At 67.0% G+C, this 17,879-nt stretch carries 20 protein-coding genes; 12 read left to right on the forward strand and 8 right to left on the reverse strand.

Annotated elements, in window-relative coordinates; genetic code table 11:
- Window positions 1–18: 18 nt before the first annotated feature.
- The 8 genes from LJ725_RS00205 to LJ725_RS00240 all read left to right on the forward strand — a co-directional run bounded on the left by LJ725_RS00205 (window position 19) and on the right by LJ725_RS00240 (window position 6,513).
- Complete coding sequence (locus LJ725_RS00205; RefSeq protein ID WP_230548614.1) at window positions 19–906, forward strand: alpha/beta fold hydrolase; 888 nt, start codon at window positions 19–21, stop codon at window positions 904–906.
- The gene (locus LJ725_RS00210; protein WP_230548615.1) at window positions 903–1,922 is read left to right on the forward strand and encodes a zinc-binding dehydrogenase; all 1,020 of its coding nucleotides are present in this window, start codon (window positions 903–905) and stop codon (window positions 1,920–1,922) included. The genes LJ725_RS00205 and LJ725_RS00210 overlap by 4 nt, the downstream gene beginning before the upstream one ends.
- Before the next feature lie 40 nt (window positions 1,923–1,962).
- Entirely contained in the window at window positions 1,963–2,577 is a 615-nt protein-coding gene (locus LJ725_RS00215; RefSeq protein ID WP_230548616.1) for a glutathione S-transferase family protein, read from the forward strand.
- A 23-nt stretch (window positions 2,578–2,600) separates the two neighbouring features.
- Window positions 2,601–3,359, forward strand: a complete 759-nt coding sequence (locus LJ725_RS00220) for a COG1470 family protein (protein WP_230548617.1) — start codon at window positions 2,601–2,603, stop codon at window positions 3,357–3,359.
- A 45-nt stretch (window positions 3,360–3,404) separates the two neighbouring features.
- Entirely contained in the window at window positions 3,405–3,764 is a 360-nt protein-coding gene (locus tag LJ725_RS00225) for a COG1470 family protein (protein ID WP_329958339.1), read from the forward strand.
- 9 nt (window positions 3,765–3,773) lie between these two features.
- Window positions 3,774–4,712 carry an ABC transporter ATP-binding protein gene (locus tag LJ725_RS00230; protein WP_230548619.1) on the forward strand — a complete coding sequence of 313 codons (939 nt, stop codon included), beginning with the start codon at window positions 3,774–3,776 and terminating at the stop codon, window positions 4,710–4,712.
- A gap of 161 nt (window positions 4,713–4,873) precedes the next feature.
- Window positions 4,874–5,854 carry an ABC transporter permease gene (locus LJ725_RS00235; protein ID WP_230548620.1) on the forward strand — a complete coding sequence of 327 codons (981 nt, stop codon included), beginning with the start codon at window positions 4,874–4,876 and terminating at the stop codon, window positions 5,852–5,854.
- Complete coding sequence (locus LJ725_RS00240) at window positions 5,851–6,513, forward strand: hypothetical protein (RefSeq protein WP_230548621.1); 663 nt, start codon at window positions 5,851–5,853, stop codon at window positions 6,511–6,513. The genes LJ725_RS00235 and LJ725_RS00240 overlap by 4 nt, the downstream gene beginning before the upstream one ends.
- Here the strand turns inward: LJ725_RS00240 and LJ725_RS00245 are convergent.
- The 3 genes from LJ725_RS00245 to LJ725_RS00255 form a co-directional block, all read right to left on the reverse strand.
- The gene (locus LJ725_RS00245; protein WP_408015710.1) at window positions 6,485–7,243 is read right to left on the reverse strand and encodes an RluA family pseudouridine synthase; all 759 of its coding nucleotides are present in this window, start codon (window positions 7,241–7,243) and stop codon (window positions 6,485–6,487) included. The genes LJ725_RS00240 and LJ725_RS00245 overlap by 29 nt on opposite strands.
- A complete protein-coding gene (locus LJ725_RS00250; protein WP_230548622.1) occupies window positions 7,240–8,661 on the reverse strand; it encodes an amidase in 1,422 nt (473 codons plus the stop codon). Before LJ725_RS00250 ends, LJ725_RS00245 begins: the two co-directional genes overlap by 4 nt.
- Window positions 8,662–8,792: 131 nt before the next feature.
- Window positions 8,793–9,881, reverse strand: a complete 1,089-nt coding sequence (locus tag LJ725_RS00255; RefSeq protein WP_230549675.1) for a fumarylacetoacetate hydrolase family protein — start codon at window positions 9,879–9,881, stop codon at window positions 8,793–8,795.
- 107 nt (window positions 9,882–9,988) lie between these two features.
- On the opposite strand from LJ725_RS00255, the gene LJ725_RS00260 reads away from it, so the two are divergent.
- A complete protein-coding gene (locus tag LJ725_RS00260) occupies window positions 9,989–10,930 on the forward strand; it encodes a dihydrodipicolinate synthase family protein (RefSeq protein ID WP_230548623.1) in 942 nt (313 codons plus the stop codon).
- A 26-nt stretch (window positions 10,931–10,956) separates the two neighbouring features.
- On the opposite strand, the gene LJ725_RS00265 is transcribed toward LJ725_RS00260, so the two are convergent.
- Window positions 10,957–11,403, reverse strand: a complete 447-nt coding sequence (locus tag LJ725_RS00265; protein WP_230548624.1) for an SgcJ/EcaC family oxidoreductase — start codon at window positions 11,401–11,403, stop codon at window positions 10,957–10,959.
- A 226-nt stretch (window positions 11,404–11,629) separates the two neighbouring features.
- On the opposite strand from LJ725_RS00265, the gene LJ725_RS00270 reads away from it, so the two are divergent.
- Together LJ725_RS00270 and LJ725_RS00275 are read left to right on the forward strand one after the other, a co-directional pair.
- A complete protein-coding gene (locus tag LJ725_RS00270) occupies window positions 11,630–12,085 on the forward strand; it encodes a GNAT family N-acetyltransferase (RefSeq protein WP_230548625.1) in 456 nt (151 codons plus the stop codon).
- Window positions 12,086–12,196: 111 nt separating this feature from the next.
- A complete protein-coding gene (locus tag LJ725_RS00275; RefSeq protein ID WP_230548626.1) occupies window positions 12,197–12,715 on the forward strand; it encodes a hypothetical protein in 519 nt (172 codons plus the stop codon).
- A 7-nt stretch (window positions 12,716–12,722) separates the two neighbouring features.
- Here LJ725_RS00275 and LJ725_RS00280 read toward each other — a convergent pair whose 3' ends face one another.
- The 4 genes from LJ725_RS00280 to LJ725_RS28840 all read right to left on the reverse strand — a co-directional run bounded on the left by LJ725_RS00280 (window position 12,723) and on the right by LJ725_RS28840 (window position 16,574).
- Window positions 12,723–13,367, reverse strand: a complete 645-nt coding sequence (locus LJ725_RS00280; RefSeq protein WP_230548627.1) for a glutathione S-transferase family protein — start codon at window positions 13,365–13,367, stop codon at window positions 12,723–12,725.
- A 116-nt stretch (window positions 13,368–13,483) separates the two neighbouring features.
- On the reverse strand, window positions 13,484–15,016 hold the full coding sequence (locus LJ725_RS00285; RefSeq protein WP_230548628.1) for an acyl-CoA synthetase: 1,533 nt from the start codon (window positions 15,014–15,016) through the stop codon (window positions 13,484–13,486).
- Window positions 15,016–16,098, reverse strand: a complete 1,083-nt coding sequence (locus LJ725_RS28835) for a class I adenylate-forming enzyme family protein (RefSeq protein WP_329958340.1) — start codon at window positions 16,096–16,098, stop codon at window positions 15,016–15,018. Before LJ725_RS28835 ends, LJ725_RS00285 begins: the two co-directional genes overlap by 1 nt.
- A complete protein-coding gene (locus tag LJ725_RS28840) occupies window positions 16,047–16,574 on the reverse strand; it encodes an AMP-binding protein (protein ID WP_268990356.1) in 528 nt (175 codons plus the stop codon). Before LJ725_RS28840 ends, LJ725_RS28835 begins: the two co-directional genes overlap by 52 nt.
- 60 nt (window positions 16,575–16,634) lie before the next feature.
- On the opposite strand from LJ725_RS28840, the gene LJ725_RS00300 reads away from it, so the two are divergent.
- The gene (locus LJ725_RS00300; protein ID WP_230548629.1) at window positions 16,635–17,870 is read left to right on the forward strand and encodes a cytochrome P450; all 1,236 of its coding nucleotides are present in this window, start codon (window positions 16,635–16,637) and stop codon (window positions 17,868–17,870) included.
- Window positions 17,871–17,879 lie beyond the last annotated feature (9 nt).

Below are 17,879 nucleotides of genomic sequence, written 5' to 3' on the forward strand. Positions count from 1 at the left end.
TTCGCTATAGAAGACCGCATGAACCCCTCTCTGAACGGCATGCCGGGGCCCACTTCCCGCGTCTTCTTTTCACAGCGCCTGCGTCTGCACTATGTCGACTGGGGCAACCCGGAAGCGCCGCCGCTTCTCCTCGTCCATGGCGGCCGCGATCACTGCCGGAACTGGGACTGGGTGGCGCAGGCCCTGCGCAAGGACTGGCACGTCATCTGTCCGGATCTGCGCGGGCACGGCGACAGCCAGTGGTCGCCCGACGGCAACTATTCGATGGCAGCCTACATCTACGACCTGGCGCAGCTCATCCATCAGCAGAACCTGGCGCCGGTGACGATCGTCGCGCATTCGCTCGGCGGCAACATCTGCCTGCGCTACACCGGCATCCATCCCGACAAGGTGCGCAAGCTGGTGGCGATCGAGGGCCTCGGCCCGTCGCCCAAGGTGATCGCCGAGCGCGGCAACAAGCCGATGAACGAGCGCATGACCGAGTGGATCGACGAGCAGCGCAAGCTTTCGGCCCGCGCGCCGCGCAAGTATCCGACCATCGAGGACGCGTTCAAGCGCATGCAGGAGGAGAACAAGCATCTCTCCGCGGCGCAGGCCCGCCACCTGACCGAGCAGGGCGTCAACCAGAACGAGGACGGCACCTACAGCTGGAAGTTCGACAACTATGTGCGCGTCAACCAGCCGTACGACATGAGCTACGAGGCGATCGAGGAACTCTGGGCGCGCATCACCTGTCCGACCCTGCTGGTCTACGGCAAGGAGAGCTGGGCTTCCAATCCGGAGAAGGACGGCCGCATCAAGCACTTCAAGACCGCGAAGGTGGTGGAGTTCGAGCGCGCCGGTCACTGGGTGCAGCACGACCGGCTCGACGACTTCGTCGCCACCACGCGGGAGTTCATCAAGTGAGGGCCGCGGTCCTGCGCGGCGGCGACATCGTCGTCGCCGATGTCCCGGCGCCGGTACCGGCGGCGGGGCAGGTGCTGGTGAAGACGCTGTGCTGCGGCATCTGCGGTTCGGACCTGCACTATGCGAAACACGCGCCGCACATGGTGGAGCTGTCGAAGCGCATTCCCGGCCGCCTGCCGCTCGATCTGTCGCGCGACGTCGTGTTTGGCCACGAATTCTGCGGCGAGGTGCTGGACTACGGCCCCGGTGCCGAGCGCAAGTTCAAGCCCGGCACGCTGGTCTGCTCGATGCCGGTGATTCCCCAGGCCGACGGCCATCGCACGGTCGGCTATTCCAACGACTTTCCCGGCGGCTACGGCGAACAGATGGTTCTTGCGGAGCCGCTGCTGCTCGAAGTGCCCAACGGACTGTCGGCCGAGCATGCGGCCCTCACCGAGCCGCTCGCGGTCGGTATTCATGCGGTCGAGAAGGCGGCGCTGCAGGAGAACGACGCGCCGCTGGTGGTGGGCTGCGGGCCGGTCGGCCTCGCCGCCATCGTCGGACTGCGGCTGAAGGGCATCCATCCGATCATCGCAGCCGACTTCTCGCCCAAGCGGCGCGAGCTGGCCGTGAAGATGGGCGCCGACATCGTGATCGATCCCAAGCTGGAATCGCCCTATGCGAAGCTGACGCCGGGCAAGCGCGCCGTGATCTTCGAATGCGTCGGCGTGCCCGGTCTCCTGCAGCAGGTCTTCGAGGCGGCGCCGCGCGATGCGCGCATCGTCGTGGCCGGCGTCTGCATGGAGCCGGATCGGATCGAGCCGCTGTTCGGCATCGTGAAGGAACTCTCCCTCCAGTTCGTGCTGGGCTACACGCCCGACGAATTCGCGCGCTGCCTCCGTCTGCTGGCCGAGGGGCAGGTCGAGGCCGATGCACTGATCACCGGCAAGGTCGGCCTGGCCGAGGTCAAGGGCGCCTTCGAGGAGCTCGCCAATCCCGAACGCCATACCAAGATTCTCGTGGAGCCGTGGCGCTGACTTTGATAGCGCTTCAGGGCATCGAGGGAGGAACAGCAAGATGAAATTCTATAATTCGGTCGGCCCCAACCCGCACATGGTCCGGATGTTCATGGCCGAGAAGGGCTTCGACGTGCCGAAGGTCGAGGTCGACCTGCGCGGCGGCGAGAACCGGCGCGAGGCTTACCTCAAGATCAACCCGGCCGGGCAGTGTCCGGCGCTCGAACTCGACGATGGCACGGTTCTGGCCGAGATCACCGCGATCTGCGAGTACATCGACGAGATCAAAAAGGACACGCCCTCGCTGATCGGCGACACGCCGGAGGAACGCGCGGCGACGCGCATGTGGGTCCGCCGCATCGATCTCAATATCCTCGAGCCGGCGGCCAACGGCTTCCGCTTCTCGCAGGGGCTGAAGATGTTCCAGGACCGTGTCCATTGCATTCCCGAGGCGGCGGAAGGGCTGAAGGAGAGCGCGCGCAAGAAGCTCGCCTGGCTCGACGGGCAGATGGGATCGAAGCCCTTCGTCACGGGCGACAAGCTCACGATGGCCGACATCCTGCTGTACACGTTCCTCGAATTCCTCGGGAAGGTCGGCCAGCCGCTCGATCCGGCGAACAAGAACCTGACGGCCTGGATGGGCCGCATGAAGGCCCGGCCGAGCGCCACCGCCTGATCGAGGAACGCGGGAACCAGACCATGCGCCGATTGATCGCCGTCCTGTTCGCTCTCCTGGTGCTGCCGCTCGCGGGAGCACAGGCGCAGGGCGATCCGCCCGGAGTGAAGGGGCTGTTCCTGCTGACCGACTACCCCACGCAGACGGTGCGTGCGGGAGAGGTCACGACGATCCGCGTGAAGGTGAACAATGCCGGCCAGATGCCCGAGCCCTTGGCTCTGGCGCTGGCCGGTGTTCCCGCGGGCTGGAAGATCGACCTGCTGGGGGGCGGGCAACCGGTCGGTGCGGTGATGGTGGGCGTCAACCAGGACGTCACCGTTCAGCTGCGCATCGAAGTGCCGAAGGATGCGCCGACAGGCTCGCAGACGGTCATCCTGACGGCGAAGGGGCCGATGCAACAGGCCAGCCTGCCGATCACGCTTACCGTCGGAACGGAGGCGCCGGCCAAGCTCAGTCTTAAGTCGCGCCTGCCGTCGCTGCGCGGCACGCCGCGCTCGGCCTTCGAGTACACGCTGACCGTGGGCAACGATTCCGGCAAGGACCTGACCGTGGCGCTGGCGGCCCAGGGCCCGGCGAATTTCCAGAGCACCTTCACCGAAGGGTTCGGTTCCAACGAGATCAGTTCTATTCCCATCGAGGCCGGGCAGACCAAGGATATCAAGCTCAAGGTGACGCCGCCGCGCGATGTGAAGGCCGGTGATTACCCCGTGCTGGTCAAGGTCGCGGCAGAAGGTGCCACCGCCGAGATGCGGGTCACGCTACAGGTGAGCGGTCAGGGCTAGCTCGCGCTCTCGACCAAGGACGGCCGGCTGAGCGGCGATGCCGAGATCGGCAAGACCTCGACCTATACGCTGGTGCTGAGCAACGACGGCACCGCGCCGGTCGACGAGGTCGAACTCTCGGGGACGGTTCCGTCGAACTGGAAGATCGAGTTCAATCCCAAGTCGATCGCCGCCATCGCCCCCGGTGACAAGAAGGAGGTGCAGGTCCTGGTGACCCCGGCCGACAAGGCCGTGGCCGGCGACTACATGGCCTCGTTCCGCGCGAATGCCCGCGGCGAGCAATCCTCGGCCGATTTCCGAATCACCGTCACCACGTCAACGCTCTGGGGCATCGCCGGCATCGGCATCATCGCCGTGGCGTTGCTCGTCCTGTTGGGCGCGGTCGCGCGGTTCGGCCGGCGCTAGAAGCAGCCGATGGCCGACACCGTCATCGAGGCGCGCGGACTGACCAAGGTCTACGGCAGTCATCGTGCCGTCGACGCGATCGACTTCAGCATCCGGCGGGGCGAGATCTTCGGCCTGCTCGGGCCGAACGGCGCTGGCAAGACCACGACCATCCTGATGATGCTGGGGCTCACCGAGACGAGCGGCGGATCGGTCGATGTGCTGGGCTTCGATCCGGTTCGCCAGCCGCTGGAGGTCAAGCGCCGGGTCGGCTACCTGCCGGACGCCGTCGGCTTCTACGATCACCTGACGGCGCGCGAGAACCTGCGCTACACCGCGCGGCTGCTGGCCATCCCGCGTCGCGAGGCCGAGACGCGCATCGCCGAGGCGATGGAGAGCGTGAAGCTGGCCGATGTGCTCGACAAGCGCGTCGCGACCTTCTCGCGCGGCATGCGCCAGCGCCTGGGCATCGCCGAGATCGTGATGAAGAGAGCCGAGGTCGCCATCCTCGACGAGCCGACCTCGGGTCTCGATCCGCATTCGACCTTCGAGCTCTTGGAGATGATCCGCGGCCTGAAGCGGGCGGGTGTCGCCGTGCTGCTGTCCTCGCATCTGCTCGACCGCGTCCAGAGCGTCTGCGACCGGGTTGCCCTGTTCAACAAGGGCCGGATCGCGCTGATGGGCACCGTCGTGGAACTGGCCAACCAGGTGCTGGGTGCCGGCCATCCGATCCTGGTCGAGGCGACGGGTGCCGACGTCGCGGGCATTCTGCGCGAAGTCGAGGGCGTGCAGACCGTCGTGCCCGAAGGCGAGGGGGCGTGGCGCGTGGTCGCCGACCGCGACGTCCGGGCGGCCGTGGCCCATCGCATCGTGACCGCGGGCGGCGCGCTCACCCGGCTCGCCGACCTGCAGCCCAGTCTCGAAGAGGTCTATACGCGCTACTTCGAGGAGGCGCGCCGTGCCGCTTAGCGTCTTTCCAGGCGGAGTGAAGTCACACCCCCAACCTCATGCTGAGGAGCGCGCCGGAGGAGCGCGTCTCGAAGCATGCGCACGCGCACGCCGTTTGCTTCCCATCCTTCGAGACGGCGCTTCGCGCCTCCTCAGGATGAGGTGGATCGGTTGAGGCCGGCATGAGACGGAATGACTCACGTGCCGCGCGTCGCCAGGGCTCGCCCTTCACCGGGCTCGGGCCGGTCTTCATGAAGGAACTGTCCGATCACCTGAGCAGCGTGCGCATGATGGTGCTGACGCTGTTTGTACTCGCCTTCGGCGCCTTCCCAGTGGCCTCGTCGCTGCAGACCCTGCGGACGGTGGTCGACCCCAACTCCTTTCTGTTCCTGCGCATCTTCACCCTGGAGCCCGAGCAGGTCGGCATCTCCTTCATCGCGGCGTTGAACTTCATCATTCCGCTGATGGCGATCGGGCTCGGTTTCGATTCGGTGAACAGCGAGTTCAACCGGCGCACCTTGAGTCGTGTCCTGTCGCAGCCGATCTATCGAGATGCGCTGTTGCTCGGCAAGTTCCTGGCCGGGCTCACGACTTTCGCGGTGGCGCTGGTCGCCCTCTGGCTGATTGTCGTCGGTGCCGGGCTCCTGCTGCTGGGCGTCCCGCCGCGTGGCGTGGAAGTGGCGCGCGGTCTCGGGTTTCTTGTCGTCTCCGTGGCCTATGGCGGTGTGTGGCTCGCGATCGCGATGCTGTTCTCGGTACTCTTCCGCTCGACCGCGACCTCGGCCCTCTGCGCGCTCGGCCTGTGGCTGTTCTTTTTTCTGCTGTGGCCGCAGCTCGCCTCGGCAGTCGTTTCCGGCGTGGCGCCCAGCGAGATCCGTAGCCTGGAGGAATACGCCGCCGTCCAGGACATCGCCATGGGGCTGATGCGGTTCTCCCCCGGCACGCTGTTCAGCGAGGCCGTGCTGGGCCTGCTCAGTCCCGAGACCCGCACGCTCGGTCCGATGCTGCCGGCGCAGATGCGCGGTGCGATCATGGGCGCGCCGCTGCCGTTCGATCAGAGCCTGCTGATGATCTGGCCGCAGATCACCGGGCTCGTCGCCGGGATGGTCGTGGTCTTCGCGGCGGCCTACGTGATCTTCCAGCGCGAGGAAGTGCGCGCGTGAAGGATTGGACCGTCGCTGCGGCCCACAACAATGCGCGGTGGTGCGATGCGGTCTGTCGCGCGCACGGCCACGCGGGCCGCTTCCTGCCGCACATGTGGGTCAATGCCGCGACCGTGCCGCGCTTCTATCCCAATGCCGTCACTCTGGCCGTGGGCGAGACGGCACTGGAGGAGCAGCGGAGCACGGTCGAGATCCTGCAGAAATCGAACCTTCCGGGCCGCTGGTCGGTAAAGGACAGCTTCCACACCCTCGACCTGTCGCGTCGCGGCTTCGACCTGCTGTTCGAAGCCAGCTGGATACGCGGCGCCATGCCGGGTGAGGGGCCGTCCAGCGACATCGTCTGGAGTCGCGAGGACAAAGGCGGCGAGGGACTGCCGTTCGACGATCCGGGGTTCGCGCTGTTCCGCGGGCGTCGCGGCTTCAAGGTCGTGGCGGGCTTCATGCTCTATCAGGCTGAGGACGTCGTCGGTGTTTCCAACGTGGTGGCCGAGGCGGCCGACGCGCCGGCCGTCTGGCGCTCGCTGACGGTACTGGCGGCGCAGACATTCCCGCGGATGCCGCTGGTCGGCTACGAATCCGGCCGCGAGCTGAAGGCCGCCGTCAAAGCCGGCTTCGAAGCGGGCGACAAGCTCAGGGTGTGGGTGACGGCGCGGGACTGAAGCCGCACGCAATCAACGCTTCCATCATGTGCGGCGGCGGCGGGGCCGTGACGTCCACCGGCGGCTTCGACGCCGACAGCGGAAGAGCGATCCGGTGCGATTGCAGGTGGAGCTGGCTGTCGGGGCGCGCCTGGCCATAGAGCCGGTCGGCGATGACCGGGCAACCGGCGGCGGCGCAGTGGACGCGGATCTGGTGGGTGCGGCCGGTCTCGGGATTGAGTTCGAGCCAGGTCATCCCGGGCCCGCGTCCCAGCACCTTGTAGCGCGTCACCGAGGGCTGGCCCTGCGGCGACACCTTCACCGACCAGCCGCTCCGCGTGTTCACTTTCAGCAAGGGCATGTCGAACACGCCTTCGTCGGCCGGCGGCGAGCCCTCGACGACGGCCCAGTAGGTCTTCTCGGTGTCGCGGCCGGAGAACAGGCGTCCCAGCTTGGCGAGCGCCTTGGGATGCCGGCCCAGCACCAGGACGCCCGCGGTGTCGGCATCCAGCCGGTGGGCGAGCGATGGCGGCCGCGGCAGCCCGTAGCGCAGGTCGTCGAAGCACTCCTCGAGGTTCGGCGCGCCGCTGGGACCGGCATGCACCGCCAGCCCCGCCGGCTTGTCGATCACCAGGATCAGCCCGTCCCGATGCAGCACGCGCGCCTGGATCTCCTCGGCGGTCAGCGGCGGCGGGCGCCGGCGCGGCGGTGGCTGGCGCGGGGCGGCCTTGTCGGGAGGGCGCCGGTTCACAGGTCGGGCCAACGGTCGAGCCAGCTCTCGCTCGCTTCGTAGAGGGCGGCGGCGCGGAGAACCGACGACTCGTCGCGAAAGCGGCCGACGATCTGCAGGGCGATGGGCAGGCCCTCCGAATCGTAGCCATTGCAGATCGAAAGGGCGGGATGGCCGGTGATGTTGAACGGCATCGTGTAGGGGAACCAGTTGCGGCGCAGCTCGCCCGCCTCGACGCCGTCGATGGTGATGGGATCGAACAGGTCCTGATCGATCGGCAGCGCGGTGCGCGAGACCGTCGGCGTCACCAGGAAGTCGGCGGTCTCGAACCAGCCCTGCACCATGCGGAAGAGTTCGCTGCGCTGGAACATCGCGCGCTGGTAGTCCGCGCCCGACCAGTCGGCGGCCTCTGCGACCTGGCGCACCAGCGAGGGCGTCATGCGGTTGCCGTCGCGCTTGATCATCTCGTCGAAGCGCGCCTTCCAGGTCGTGTGGTTGATGACCTTCCACGCCGAGCTGAGGTCCGGCAGTTCCTCTGTGAGTTCGACCAGCTCGGCGCCCAGTTCGCGCAGCCGCACCAGCGACTGCTCGAAGGCGGCGCGCACGTCCTTCGCGACCATCGTGTTGCCGAGCGTCGCGCTGTAGAGGATGCGCCTGCCCTTGAGATCGCCCTCGGCACGCGCGGCGGCGAGGTAGTCCGGCGGCTCGATGCCGATCGACCAGGGGTCGGAGGGATGCGGGCCGGCCATCGCCTGGAGCATCAGCGCGGTGTCCATCACCGTGCGCGTCATCGGCGTCACGTAGGTGTAGTTGCCGAACGCGTCCGCCACCTGGCTGTGCGGGATCACGCCGTTGCTCTGCTTGAGCCCGACCATGCCGTTGATCGCGGCCGGAATGCGCGTGGATCCGCCGCCGTCGGTGGCGATGCCGATCGGCCCGATGCCGGCCGCGACCGCCACCGCCGCGCCGCCGCTCGACCCGCCGGACGTGTGGTTGGCGCTCCAGGCGTTGCGCGTGCGGCCGAACAACGGCCCGTCGGTCAGCGACTTGTGGCCGAACTCCGGCGTCGTCGTTTTGCCGAACAGGATGCCGCCCGCGGCCTTCACGCGCGCCGCGCAGACTGCGTCTTCCTTCGGCACGTTGTTCTCGTAGAGCAGTGACCCGAAGGTGGTGCGCACCCCGGCCGTGTTCACGAGATCCTTGGCGGCGAAGGGGATGCCGTGCAGCAGGCCAAGCGGCTTGCCCTGCATGATCGCACTTTCAGCAGCCTTGGCCGCCGCGCGGGCCTGGTCGGGCACCAAGGTGACGAAGCAGTTCAGCACCGGCTGCAGCTTCTCCGCTCGTGCGAGCACGGCGTCGGTCAGTTCGACAGGCGAGATCTTGCGGGCGGCGATCTGCTCGCGCAGGTCGGAGGCGGGCAGGCGGGTGAGGTCGGTCATGGTCTCGTTTCATGTTCCTCTCCCCCGACAGGGGGAGAGGTTAGGTGAGGGGGCGTCAAAGATCGCGTGCAACCCCCTCACCCTGCCTCTCCCCCTGGCGGGGGAGAGGAGTTTGAAAAGGTGCGAAGGCTCTACCGCAGCAACCCTCGTGCCGCGAGGTTGCGCATCAGGGCGCCGGTGCCGAAGGTCCAGGGCGGGACCCTGTCGCAATGCGCCACCTTGTTGGTGAGCGTGCCGAGCTTGGGCGAGCGGATCGACACCAGATCGCCCACCATGTGGGTGAAGCCCGTGCCGCCCGGCTTGCGCGGTTCGGTCGGGGCGAACAGCGTGCCCGTCATCAGCGCCATGCCGTCGGGATACTGATGCGCGCTCATCGCCTGGGCGACGAGATCGGTGGGATCGCGGCTGATCTTCGACAGGTCGCTCGACCCGCGCAGGCGGAACTGGTCGGGGCCCGTGACTTCGAGATCGACCTTGGCGCGGCGTACGTCGTCGAGCGAGAAGGTCGCGTCGAACAGGCGGATGAAGGGACCCAGCGCACACGATGCGTTGTTGTCCTTGGCGATGCCCAGCAGGAGCGCGCTGCGGCCCTCGATGTCTCGCAGGTTGACGTCGTTGCCCAGTGTCGCGCCGACGATCCTTCCCTTGGCGCTGACGATCAGGGTCACCTCGGGCTCGGGATTGTTCCAGTCGGAGTCTGGCCGAATGCCGATCTCGGCGCCGTATCCGACCGCGGCCATGGGCGGCGCCTTGGTGAAGATCTCGGCGTAGGGGCCGATGCCGACCTCGAGATAGGGCGACCAGGCGCCGCGCGCCATCAGGGTCTTCTTCAGCGCTTCGGCCTCGGGCGACCCTGGCTTGATGGCACTGACATCGGCACCGATGATCGAATTCAACTCGCCGCGCACCTGCTCGGCCCGGGCGGGGTCGCCCTTGGCATGCTCCTCGATCAGCCGTTCGAGCAGGCTGACCGCGAAGGTGACGCCGGCGGCCTTGAGCGCCTGCAGATCGACCGGCGCCAGGAGGTCGCCAATCACGTCCTGCAGCGCGCCGATGCGCTCACCCGGCGTGTTGCGCGCAAGGCCCGTGGGATCGGGCGCGTTGCAGAGATCGGCCATGGTCGGAACGGTAGCCGAAAGATCGAAAACCCCGTCGCTGCGGATCGCGACGACCGAGGGGCCTGCCGGCTTTCCCGCCCGCCAGACGCGGCCGACGAGCATGCCCGAAGTGCCGTCTTCGGGCAGGATTTCGCTGAGAGATGGTGACACTGGACGTCTCCGGCGCTTCGTTGCAGAAAAGGCGCGCCATTCCCGGGAGAAATAAGATCATGGCCGCAGCACGGATCAAAGGCGTTCTTTCGCCCGTCGTCACGCCCTTCAAGCGCGACCTGTCGCCGGACGTCGGCCGTTTCATCGCTCACTGCAAGTGGCTGATCAGCCAGGATTGCGGGCTCGCGGTCTTCGGCACCAACTCGGAAGCCAACTCGCTGTCGGCCAAGGAGCGGATGAGCCTGCTCGAAGCCGTCGTCGCGGCCGGCGTGCCGACCGCGCGCATGATGCCCGGCACCGGCGCCTGCTCGATCACCGAGGCGGCCGAGGTGAGCGCGCACGCGGTGAAGCTCGGAGTCGGCGGCGTGCTGATGCTGCCGCCGTTCTATTACAAGGGCGTTCCGGAGGAGGGGCTGTTCCGCTTCTACTCGGAAGTCGTGCAGCGGGTCGGCGACGATCGCCTGCGCGTCTATCTCTATCATATCCCCGGGGTCTCGGGCGTGCCGATCACGCACAAGCTGGTCGAGCGGCTGATGAAGGCCTATCCGACGCAGATCGTCGGCATGAAGGATTCGTCGGACGACTGGCCCCATACGAAGAGCATGATCGACGCCTTCGCCAAGGACGGCTTCGACGTCTTCTCCGGCAACGAGAAGCCGATCCTGGAGAACCTGAAGGCCGGCGGCGTCGGCTGCATCAGCGCCACCGCCAACATCAACCCGGGCAAGATCGCCGAGACGATCAAGGCCTGCGGCACGCCGGAAGGCGACAAGCTCCAGGCCTGGATCAACGAGGTCCGCGGCGTCATGCAAGGCTACGTGATGATCCCGGCGCTGAAGTACGTCATCGCGCATTACGGCAGCGACCCGCACTGGAACCCGGTCCGTCCGCCGCTCGTCGAGATCGATGAGAAGACCGGCCGCGACATGATCGAGAAGCTCGACAAGCTCGGCTTCACCATGCCCGGCCTCAAGCAGGCGATGGCGGTCGCGGCCGAATAGTCCGTGCGAACTCTGGGGCGGCGGGATTACTGCCGCGTCGCCGCCTTGGGCGACGAATGATGATGGCGAATCATCCATTGGCCGTCGCGCTTCACGATCAGCATGGTGAAGCGGGACGGGCGCGGCACGTCGCCCTCAGACGCCCGTGCGAAATTGTAGAAGCCCGTAGTGACAACGGCTTTCTCGTCCAGCACGATCGTTCGCCGCTCGACGATCGCGTTCTTGCGGCCGCTCCCCGCGAGATCCTTGAAATAAGTGCGGATCTGCTCGGTACCTTCCGACATGACGGGGCTCGTCGTGCCGAGCAGGATGGCATCCGGCGTGTACAGCTTGACCAGGGCTTCGCTGTCGTTGGCGCTGTACGTCGCGGCCCACCGGTCGACCAACGCGTCTGCGTCTTCAGCCGGCCCTGCGAAGGCGGGCAAGGACGTCAGCAGGAGCGGCAGGCAGAGAAGTCCTGTAATCGGCCTCATGACGATCTCCCTTCATTGTCGTCCGGCCGGCGATTTGACACCGCCGGCATCCGGGCATTATAGAGTGATCATGGTCACGACCCGCACCTACAACGCTTGGTATTTTACGCCCCTGACATAGGCGGCGCGAAGGGTCATGACTCAACGAAGCCGCCGCATCCCGGCGGCTTTCGTGTTCTAGGACTGGCCTCCGGGCCGCGGCGGAACCCGCAAACCGGAGGACGACATGTCGATCATCGAAGCAGAACTTGAACCGCAACACCTGCCCCTCGCCATCCGTGTGAGGCTGGCGGGGCCACGCGACATCGACGATCTCGCCGATCTACTGGACGGCGGCGAGAACGCGCGCGAGCAGGTGCTGACATGGCTCGAAACGCCGGGCACGACGCTGCTGGTGGCGCAGAGCGAGATGGGCGTGCTGGCGGTTGCAGTCCTCGTGACGCGGCTGGTCCCGCTCGAAGGCGTGGGCGTCCACAAGATCATCGAGGTCGACAATCTCGTCGTGCGCGCCGACCAGCGCGGCCGCCGCATTGGCCGGCGCCTGCTGGCCGCCGCCGTGGAATGGTCGCGCCAGCGCCGCGCTGTGCAGGTCGAAGCCGTGGTGGGCGAGGGCGCTGCCAAGCGCTTCTACGAGAATTTCGGCTTCGCGGTCGCCAACGACCGGCTGGTGCTGGCGGCGTGACGGCCCGGAGGGCAGCTTTCGCCTCGTGAACTATCCGGTTGCAGGTCGAACAATGTGCTATGGTGATTTCTCTTGCACACAAAGTGCCGGACAATTGTGCAGGAGTAGCCCGTGGCCAAGAATTCATCGAAGCGCGGTCGCGCGCCCGCCGAGAAGGCGCCTCCCGTCATCAAGCAGACGATGGCGAAGCCGATCTCGACCTATACCGATCAGGGCCAGTTGCGCACGCTGATGGAGAACGCCAAGCGCATGGGGCGTGAGGATGTCTGGCGCCAGGCGTTCGACCAGCTCTGTGCGCTGGAAGGCGCGGACCAGACCGATCCGCTGGACCGGGCCTTCTACCGGACGCTGGCGGCCTACGAGCAGTTGCTGACCCAGAAGAACCGGCGGGCGACCCGCGCTAGCCGCACGCGGCTCAAGCTCAAGAGCAAGGGCGTCGTCGCCTGTCTCGAGGATTGGGCCCGCAGCAAGGAAGCGCCGGAATCGTTCGACCTCCTGGTCGCCCACGGCATGGTCGAGATGTCGGGCGAGCAGCTCGTGCTGACCTATCCCGACCGGTTCACCGCCGAAGCGATCGCGGGTGCCACGGCGCGCCTGGCGACGCTGACCGGGGCAGCGCCCTTGAATTGAGCCTCGCCTACGCGGGCTCGGCGTCGCGAGCGGCCCACATCTTCTTGAAGCCCGGGCGCGCCTGACAGGCGGCGAGCCAGGTCTTCACGCGCGGCGACGTCTCGAACAGTTCGGGGGCGGCCTGCGCGTAGCGCACGATCTCGGCGACGTTCAGGTCGGCCACCGTGAAGCGGCCGCCGACCAGCCAGCCGCTCTTCACAAGAGCCTGCTCGAGCACGGCAAACGGACGACGCAGGGCCTCGACGGCGGCATCGGCGACCTTCGGGTCCTTCTCGCCCGTCGGATTGCCGAGGCGGTGGTAGAGGACATTGATGGCGTGCGGCTCGACACCCGTGGCAGCCCACAGCGACCACATCGCGATCTCGCCTTCCTCGGCCACGTTTGCCGCAGCGAGCGGACCGCCATGCTTGCGCGCGAGGTACAGATTGATCGCCAGCGATTCGTGCAGCACCAGCCCGTCGTCGTCGATCGAGGGGATGAGGCCGTTCGGATTGACCTTCAGGAATTCGGGGGATTGCGTGTGCAGCATGCCGGCCGGCACGGTGCGATAGTGCTGGATCACCGGCACCTGCTTGAACGGGATGCCCAGCTCCTCGGCCAGCCAGATGTTGCGGGACGCGCGCGAGCGATAGACGCCGTAAATCGTGAGCATTGAACTTCCTGTTCTGGCCGACGGGACACGTATCGACGTTTCTTAGGGCCTGCCGACTTCGCGGCACAGTGAAAATCCGGCACCTGGAAGTACGATTACTTGTCGCTGGCCCGAGACTAGCTAATCGCCGGGGCGCCCTGTCCCACATACTGCATCCGCAGCTCCCGCTTCAGGACCTTGCCCGTTGCATTGCGGGGCAGGACATCGACGAAGGTCACGGATTGCGGAACCTTGAACTTCGCGAGACGGCCGAGGCAATGCTGGATCACGTCGCTTTCGGCCAGCGCCTGGTCGGGCTTGCGCACGATGACGGCCATCCCGACCTCGCCCCACCGTTCGCTGGGTACGCCGATGATGGCAGCGTCGGCGACGGCCGGGATCTGGAACAGCACGTTCTCGACCTCGGCGGGATACACGTTCTCGCCGCCCGAGATGTACATGTCCTTCCAGCGGTCGACGATGTAGACGAAGCCCTCCTCGTCGAGCCGTGCGGCATCGCCGGTGTGGAGCCATCCGTCGGTGAAGCTCTTCTGCGTGGCCGCCTCGTTGTTCCAGTAGCCGGGCGTGATGTTGGGGCCCTTGATAAGCAGTTCGCCGATGCCGCCTGCGGGCACGTCGTGTCCCTCGTCGTCGACCACGCGGATGGCGGTGTGCATCATCGCCTTGCCGGCCGAGCCGACCTTGCGGATCGCGTCCGCGGCATCGAGCATCGTGCCGGCGGGGCTGGTCTCGGTCATGCCCCAGCCCTGAACCAGCGGCACGCCGCGCGCGATCCAGGTTTCGAGGATGGGCAACGCGCAGGGGGCACCGCCCACGCCGGCGATCCGCAGACGCGACAGGTCGGCGCCCTGGAATTTCGGGTGCTGCATCATGAACTGGTAGGGCGCCGGCACCGCGAAGAAGTGGGTGATGCCGAGCGCCGGATCGGAGATGGAGTCGAGCGCCTGGCCGGGATCGAAATTGCGCATCACGACGATCGTGCCGCCGGCATGGAGCACCGGGTTGGCGTAACAGTTGAGGCCGCCGGTGTGGAACAGGGGGAGCACCACGAGCTGCACGGTCTCGGGCGTGATCAGCGCAGGGATGCCGAGGTTGACGCAGTTCCAGAACACCATCCCGTGGGTGATAATCGCGCCCTTCGGGTGCCCGGTGGTCCCCGACGTGTACATCACCATGCCGATGTCGTCATGCGTCAGGGAAACGGGCGCAGGCGGAGGGCCGGCCTCGGCGAGCGCGCGCTCGTAGGCGCTGTCGGGGCGCTCATGGTCGATTTCGAGCAGACTGGCGGAGAGGGCACTCGCCTGAGTGGCGAAGGACCGATCGTGGATCAGCAGCTTGGGGCTCGAATCGCCCAGGATGTATTCCAGTTCCGGCACCGTGAGCCGCCAGTTGAGCGGCAGCATGATGGCGCCCAGCCGGCCGCAGGCGAATTGCAGCTCGAAGTATTCGGCGCAGTTCGGCGCGAGCAGGGCGATGCGGTCGCCCCGGGTGATGCCCCGCGCGGCAAGAGCCGCCGTCAAACGGCCGATGCGCGCATCGAGGTCGGCATAGGTGAGCGTCCGTGCGGTATGCAGATCGTGGATCGCGAGCTGCCGGGGACGCCGTCCGGCGTGGTGGGCGATCCAGTCGTAGTAGGGAATCGTCGGCATCAGTTCACGCCCCGGGTAAAGCCCTGCCAGTAGGGTTCGCGTAGCTCGCGCTTCAGGACCTTGCCGGCACCCGAAAGCGGCAGCGGTGTGTCGCGGATGTCGACACTGCGCGGGCATTTGTAGCCTGCGATCTGGCCGCGGCAATGCTCCATCAGCGCGTCGGCGGTAAGGGCCGAGCCCTGCTTCGGGACGACGATGGCATGGACCCGCTCGCCCCAGCGCTCGTCGGGCACGCCGATCACCGCCACCTCGGCCACGCCGGGCATGGTCGAAATCGCATTCTCGACCTCCGCCGAGTAGACGTTCTCGCCGCCCGAGATGATCATGTCCTTGAGGCGATCGACGACGAAGACGAAGCCTTCCTCGTCCATGTAGGCGCCATCGCCGGAATAGTACCAGCCGTCCTCGAGCACGGCCTCGGTCTCCGCCGGCTTGTTCCAGTAGCCCTTCATGACGTTGGCGCCGCGCACCGCCAGCTCGCCGGTCGTGCCGCGGGGCACCTCCAGCCGGTCGGCATCGACGATCCGGACCTCGCAGGCGAGAACCGCCTGGCCACACGACCTGAGACGGCCGGCGAAGGGACCGTCGAGCACCGTGTAGCGCGGGTCGAGCAGGGTCACGATGGGCGACGCCTCGGTCATGCCGTAGCCATGCATCAGGCGGACCCGCGGCATCGCCTCGATCGCCTTGCGCAGTACGCCCTCGGGCATCGGCGAGGCGCCGTAGAGGATGAAGGCGAGTGAGCCGATGTCGAACTCGGCGAAGCGGTCGTGGTTCACCAGCATGTTGATCATGGTCGGCACGAACTGCGCGTGCGTCACCTTCTCGGTCTGGATGGTGAGCAGGACCTCCAGCGGCTCGAAGCGCGGCACGAAGGCGTGGCGCCCGCCCGACAGGGTGACACCGAAGGTCGAGGCGCCGTCGGCCAGGTGGAACATCGCGCCGGAATGGAGATAGGTGGTGTCGGCATCGAAGCCCATGCCGGCCACGCCGTTCAGCGCATTAACGACCAGGTTGGTGTGGGTGAGCATTACGCCCTTCGAACGGCCCGTGGTGCCGCCGGTGTAGAACAGGCCGGCCAGCTCGTCGTCGGGGGCCCGGCATCGTCCAGCGCCTCGTAGCTGGTCAGGTCCTCGTAGCGCAGCAGGCCCTCGGGACCGGCGAGATCGTCGAGCCAGACGACCTCGCGCAGCGCCGGCGTCCTGCCGTCGAGTACCTTCAGATGGTGCGCCATGCCGGTGTCGACGAACATCGCCACGGCACCCGAGTCGTTAAGGATGTACTCGATTTCGGGTGTCGCCAGCCGCGTGTTCAGCGGCACCATCACCGCGCCCAGCCAGGGCAGGGCGTACATGAGTTCAAGATAGCGGTCGGAATTCAGCGCCAGGATCGCCACGCGGTCGCCGCGACGCACGTCCAGTGCGGAAAGCGCACCGGCGACCCGGCTCACGCGATCCTGCGTCTGCCGCCAGGTCCGCCGACGGCCGGCGAAGGAGGTCGAAACGCCGTTGGGACGGGTCTGGACGGCGCGGCGAAGTCCCTGGGTCAGTGCAAACATGGGACGATGCTAGGGGCTCGTTCGTTCGCACGGCAAGGGGCTTCGTGGTAAAGGGAAACGATGGACACCATCGCCCAGCCGACCGCCCCTGCGAAGGACCTCGAGTTCAATCCGCTCGACCCGGCCTTCATCGCCGACCCCTATCCGTTTTACCGCCGGCTGCGCGAAGCCGCGCCGGTCATGAAGACGCCGCAGGGCTTCTGGCTGATCACGCGGTACGAGGACGTGGCGCTGTCGTTGCGCGACCGCCGCTTCGGCAAGGACTTCGAAGGCAACATGCGGCGCCGCTACGGCACCGACCGCATGAACGAGCCCGCCGTGGCAAGCCTCGCGAAGACGATGCTGGTGCAGGATCCGCCCGATCATACCCGCCTGCGCGGCCTGGTCACCAAGGCCTTCACGGCACGCCGCGTGGCCGACATGCGACCGCGCATCAAGGAACTGGTGGACGAGCAGCTCGACCGGGTCGCCGACAAGGGTGAAATGGACGTGATGCGCGACCTCGCCCATCGTCTGCCGGTCATCGTCATCTGCGACATGCTGGGCATCCCCGAGGAGCATCGCGCACCCTTCCTGGCGGGCAGCAACGTCAACGGCCGCATCCTCGAACCTGTGCCGATGACGCGTGAGGAGCTCGACCTGGCCAACCGCAATACCCAGATGGCCGGCGTCTATTTCAACCAGCTCTGCGAGCTGCGGCGGCGCGAGCCGAAGGACGATCTCACGACCGAGCTGGTGAAGGCGGAGGAGGCGGGCGACAAGCTTACTGCCGAAGAGTTGCAGGCCAATATCGGCCTGCTGTTCGGCGCCGGGCACGAGACGACCACCAACCTGATCGGCAACGGCCTGCTCGCCCTGCATCGCAATCCCGATCAGTGGGAGCGCCTCAAGGCCGATCCATCCTTGATCCCCAACGCCGTCGAGGAGTTGCTGCGTTACGATTCGTCGGTGCAGATCACCGGCCGCGTCACCCATGCCGAAGTCGAGTTGGGCGGCGTCACGATCGACGCGGAGCAGAGCATCGTCGCCCTGCTGGGCGCGGCCAATCGCGATCCGGCGCAGTATCCCGACCCGGATCGGCTCGATGTCGGCCGCGAGCATATCCGGCCGATGTCGTTCGGCGGCGGCATCCATCATTGCCTAGGTGCGCAGCTCGCGCGACTGGAGGCCGAGCTGGTCTTCACGGCGCTGATCGATCGCATGCCGAACCTCACGCTGCCTGAGAAGGACAATCCGGCGTGGCGCCGCAGCTTCACCCTGCGCGGCCTCAGCAAGCTCCCGGCGGTCTGGCACTAGAGGACGTGG

Origin of the sequence: Reyranella aquatilis (assembly GCF_020880995.1) — a bacterium.
GTDB lineage: Bacteria > Pseudomonadota > Alphaproteobacteria > Reyranellales > Reyranellaceae > Reyranella > Reyranella aquatilis.

Coding starts and splice junctions, on each gene's coding strand:
- LJ725_RS00235 (WP_230548620.1), top strand. CDS start 4,874: ATGAGACGGAATGACTCACGTGCCGCGCGTCGCCAGGGCTCGCCCTTC.
- LJ725_RS00300 (WP_230548629.1), top strand. CDS start 16,635: ATGGACACCATCGCCCAGCCGACCGCCCCTGCGAAGGACCTCGAGTTC.
- LJ725_RS00215 (WP_230548616.1), top strand. CDS start 1,963: ATGAAATTCTATAATTCGGTCGGCCCCAACCCGCACATGGTCCGGATG.
- LJ725_RS00250 (WP_230548622.1), bottom strand. CDS start 8,661: ATGACCGACCTCACCCGCCTGCCCGCCTCCGACCTGCGCGAGCAGATC.
- LJ725_RS00205 (WP_230548614.1), top strand. CDS start 19: ATGAACCCCTCTCTGAACGGCATGCCGGGGCCCACTTCCCGCGTCTTC.
- LJ725_RS00220 (WP_230548617.1), top strand. CDS start 2,601: ATGCGCCGATTGATCGCCGTCCTGTTCGCTCTCCTGGTGCTGCCGCTC.
- LJ725_RS00285 (WP_230548628.1), bottom strand. CDS start 15,016: ATGCCGACGATTCCCTACTACGACTGGATCGCCCACCACGCCGGACGG.
- LJ725_RS00270 (WP_230548625.1), top strand. CDS start 11,630: ATGTCGATCATCGAAGCAGAACTTGAACCGCAACACCTGCCCCTCGCC.
- LJ725_RS00280 (WP_230548627.1), bottom strand. CDS start 13,367: ATGCTCACGATTTACGGCGTCTATCGCTCGCGCGCGTCCCGCAACATC.
- LJ725_RS00255 (WP_230549675.1), bottom strand. CDS start 9,881: ATGCTCGTCGGCCGCGTCTGGCGGGCGGGAAAGCCGGCAGGCCCCTCG.
- LJ725_RS00265 (WP_230548624.1), bottom strand. CDS start 11,403: ATGAGGCCGATTACAGGACTTCTCTGCCTGCCGCTCCTGCTGACGTCC.
- LJ725_RS00230 (WP_230548619.1), top strand. CDS start 3,774: ATGGCCGACACCGTCATCGAGGCGCGCGGACTGACCAAGGTCTACGGC.
- LJ725_RS28840 (WP_268990356.1), bottom strand. CDS start 16,574: ATGTTTGCACTGACCCAGGGACTTCGCCGCGCCGTCCAGACCCGTCCC.
- LJ725_RS00260 (WP_230548623.1), top strand. CDS start 9,989: ATGGCCGCAGCACGGATCAAAGGCGTTCTTTCGCCCGTCGTCACGCCC.